Annotated in this window: 4 protein-coding genes; 1 reads left to right on the forward strand and 3 read right to left on the reverse strand. The window is 61.9% G+C overall.

Annotation, left to right across the window (positions count from 1 at the left end):
• Nucleotides 1-101 precede the first annotated feature (101 nt).
• From GWP04_12765 to GWP04_12775, 3 genes are all read right to left on the reverse strand, one after another.
• Nucleotides 102-1,301: an IS30 family transposase gene (locus GWP04_12765; GenBank protein NIA26407.1), complete on the reverse strand. Its 1,200-nt coding sequence runs from the start codon at nucleotides 1,299-1,301 to the stop codon at nucleotides 102-104.
• A 278-nt stretch (nucleotides 1,302-1,579) separates the two neighbouring features.
• Nucleotides 1,580-2,134, reverse strand: a complete 555-nt coding sequence (locus GWP04_12770; GenBank protein ID NIA26408.1) for an IS3 family transposase — start codon at nucleotides 2,132-2,134, stop codon at nucleotides 1,580-1,582.
• A complete protein-coding gene (locus GWP04_12775) occupies nucleotides 2,131-2,451 on the reverse strand; it encodes a transposase (GenBank protein NIA26409.1) in 321 nt (106 codons plus the stop codon). Before GWP04_12775 ends, GWP04_12770 begins: the two co-directional genes overlap by 4 nt.
• Nucleotides 2,452-2,572: 121 nt before the next feature.
• Here GWP04_12775 and GWP04_12780 point away from each other — a divergent pair.
• Nucleotides 2,573-2,876 (forward strand): IS3 family transposase (locus GWP04_12780; GenBank protein NIA26410.1); only part of this gene is annotated, 304 nt, incomplete at its 3' end.

The following is a 2,876-nucleotide window of genomic DNA, read 5'->3' on the forward strand; positions in this document are numbered from 1 at the left end:
CGACTGAGTTGTCCCAACACACCCCGGTGCGGCCTACGGACTGTTGCATCCCGTACTCGCCGACGAGCCGTTGGAAGTCGCCTGACATGTACTGACCGGGTTCAACTGGTGGTCGCAACACTGGCTTGTTCTAGAGAGCGTAGGTGTTCGTTGAAGACTTCGGCGGGTGTGCGCCATCCGAGGGTCTTGCGTGGCCGGGTGTTGAGGGTGTAGGCGACGGCTTCGATCTCGTCGGCGGACCATCGAGACAGGTCGGTTCCTTTGGGAAAGTACTGGCGCAGTAGTCCGTTGGTGTTCTCGTTGGTGCCCCGCTGCCAGGGTGACTGGGGATCGCAGATGTAGACCGGGATGCCGGTCTCGATCGTGAACGCTGCATGTTGGGACAGTTCCTTGCCTCGGTCCCAGGTCAACGACCGGCGCAACTGTTCGGGCAGTGTCGTCATCGTGGATGCGAGGGCGTTCTTCATCGTCACGGCTCCGTAGCCGGCGAGAGCCGGTCCGTTCTTTGTTCGAGGGATGACGCCGTAACCGTCCTCACGTGGCAGGTGGATCAGCATCGTGAACCGGCTGGTTCGTTCGACCAGCGTTGCGATTGCCGAGCGTTTGAGTCCGATGATCAGATCGCCTTCCCAATGACCCGGCACGGTGCGGTCGTCGACCTCTTCGGGGCGTTGCGAGATCATCACTTCGGGGGTGACGTGAGCCCACGCTGTCCTCTTCGATCTGGCTCGTGGAACCCGTAGCGCCCGCCCGGTGCGCAAGCAGGCGACGAGTTCACGTTTCAGAGCGCCGCGTCCTTCGATGTAGAGCGCCTGGTAGATAGCCTCGTGACTGATTCGCATCGACGAATCGTCGGGGAAGTCGATGCGCAGCCGCCTCGAGATCTGTTCCGGACTCCACCCCTGGACCCAGCGGCGGTCGCCTCGATGCGGCTTGTTCCGACCCTTCCACGGCCCCACCTCAGGACCGGTGACCGGGCTCCCGTCCGGGTAGCGAACCTCGCCTGCGAGGCGTTCCTGCACATAGTCATGCAGCCGGTCGTTGGCGACAAGCTTTGGAGTCTTCGGCCGGCGAGCAACCAGATCTGCCTTCCACTGGGCAACTGACGCCCGATACACGAGCTTGCCGCCCCGAGTCGCAGCGTTACGGCGCAGCTCCCGAGAGATCGTCGACGGTGATCGACCGAGCTTATGGGCGATCGCCCGCACCCCAACACCTCGAGTTCGCAGCAGAGCAATCTCCTCCCGCTCATAGAACGAGAGGTAGCGGCCAGAGAGTGGAGCAAGATCAATAGTTGGCATCCCGCCACCTTGGCGGAACCACCGGCTGCCCGCCGCCTCCGACACACCGACTGCCGCAGCGGCCTCCCCGCTCGTGACCCCCTTGGCGACCTCACACCAGAACTCGCGCTCGACTTCCCTCCGAAGTGCCGGCGCCCCCGGTGACTTCATTGGTGACCTGCCCGTCAACTCTGTCATCCAACCCGCTGGCCTGCCCATCAACACCTCCACGATCAAGGTGTTGCAACGACCAGTTGAATCCGCCCTGGGATCCCCGGTCAGAATGGAAGATGGTCCCCTCAGTGACTCCGCCACGAAGCGCTACTGCCATCTTGAGGGCGTCTGAGATGAGTTCGGTGATACCCCACGAGCCGGCGTGATCCCAGATCGATCACGGTGGCGAGATACAGCCAGCCGTGCCCGGTACGGATGTACGTGATGTCTGATACCCACCCAACATCGGGTGCACCGGGAGCGAACCGGCGACCGATCAGGTCAGGTATTGGTGGATAGTCCTCTGCCGGGATGGTGGTACACACCTTCGTTGGTTTGTGAACCCCAACAATCCCATGGGCACGCATCAGCCGGGCTACCCGTTTCGCGTTGACGTGATGGCCACGGTTCGCGAGCTCGACGGTCATCCTCGGTTCACCGTACGTCCCATCGAAATCCTTGACAATGACACGTATCTCGTCGACGACAGCAGCCTCACCGAGCTGGGCAACTGTCGGTCCTGCAGCCATCTGGGTCTGCCAGTCGTAGAACGCCTGGCGTGACACGTCAGCTGCTTTACATGCCATCGTGATCGGGAACCCTTCGGCCTTCCGGTCAACAACCCACTTGTAGCGGGTCACTGCCCCGACTCCTTCACCCAGAAGGCCGTTGCTCGTTTGAGTAGATCTCGTTCCATCCGTAGACGGGTGACCTCGCGTCGGAGCTGAGCCAGCTCCGCCTTTTCTGACGTTGTGAGACCCTCGCGCTCACCGCGATCGGTTCGGGCCTGGCGGACCCAGTTACCCAGCGTGCCGTCACCGATTCCCAAACTCGACGCAACATCAACAATCCGGCGGCCCTCATCAAGCACCAAAGACACAGCGTCCCGTTTGAACTCCTCGGCAAACGACCGCCGGACTCTCACCGGTGGTTGTTGTTCCATTTCCATAACTGACATGATTACCTCCTAATCGAGGTGACCGGTCATCGGGGGGAACCTCAGAGAACGCCCGGTTGAAGAAGCTTCTTGCGGAGGCTGAGTTGGACAAGGCGATGTTGAAGGAGTTGGCTGAGGGAAAATGGTGACCCCGGATCGCCGCCGCCGTGCCGTCACGGTGCTGCAGGTGCGCTTCGGGGTATCCCAGAGACGAGCCTGTAGAGTCGTCGGGCAGCACCGCTCGACGCAACGACGGCCGGAACCGCCAGCTGACGCGAAGCTGCGTTCGAGGCTGCGCCGGTTTGCTCGGAAGCATCCCCGCATGGGATGGCGCAAGGCCCATATCGTGGTGCGCCGTGAGGGGTACTGCGTCAATCACAAGAAGCTCCGTCGTCTATGGAAAGAGGAGGGTCTACGGCGTCCACCGCCTCGCAAGAACAAGAGGC

The sequence above is a fragment of the Gammaproteobacteria bacterium genome (assembly GCA_011682695.1).
Taxonomy (GTDB): Bacteria; Actinomycetota; Acidimicrobiia; order Spongiisociales; family UBA4744; genus BMS3Bbin01.

Bases quoted from the DNA above. Each gene is read 5' to 3' on its own strand.
- GWP04_12765 (NIA26407.1), bottom strand. From the start codon at position 1,301: ATGCCAACTATTGATCTTGCTCCACTCTCTGGCCGCTACCTCTCGTTC.
- GWP04_12775 (NIA26409.1), bottom strand. From the start codon at position 2,451: ATGTCAGTTATGGAAATGGAACAACAACCACCGGTGAGAGTCCGGCGG.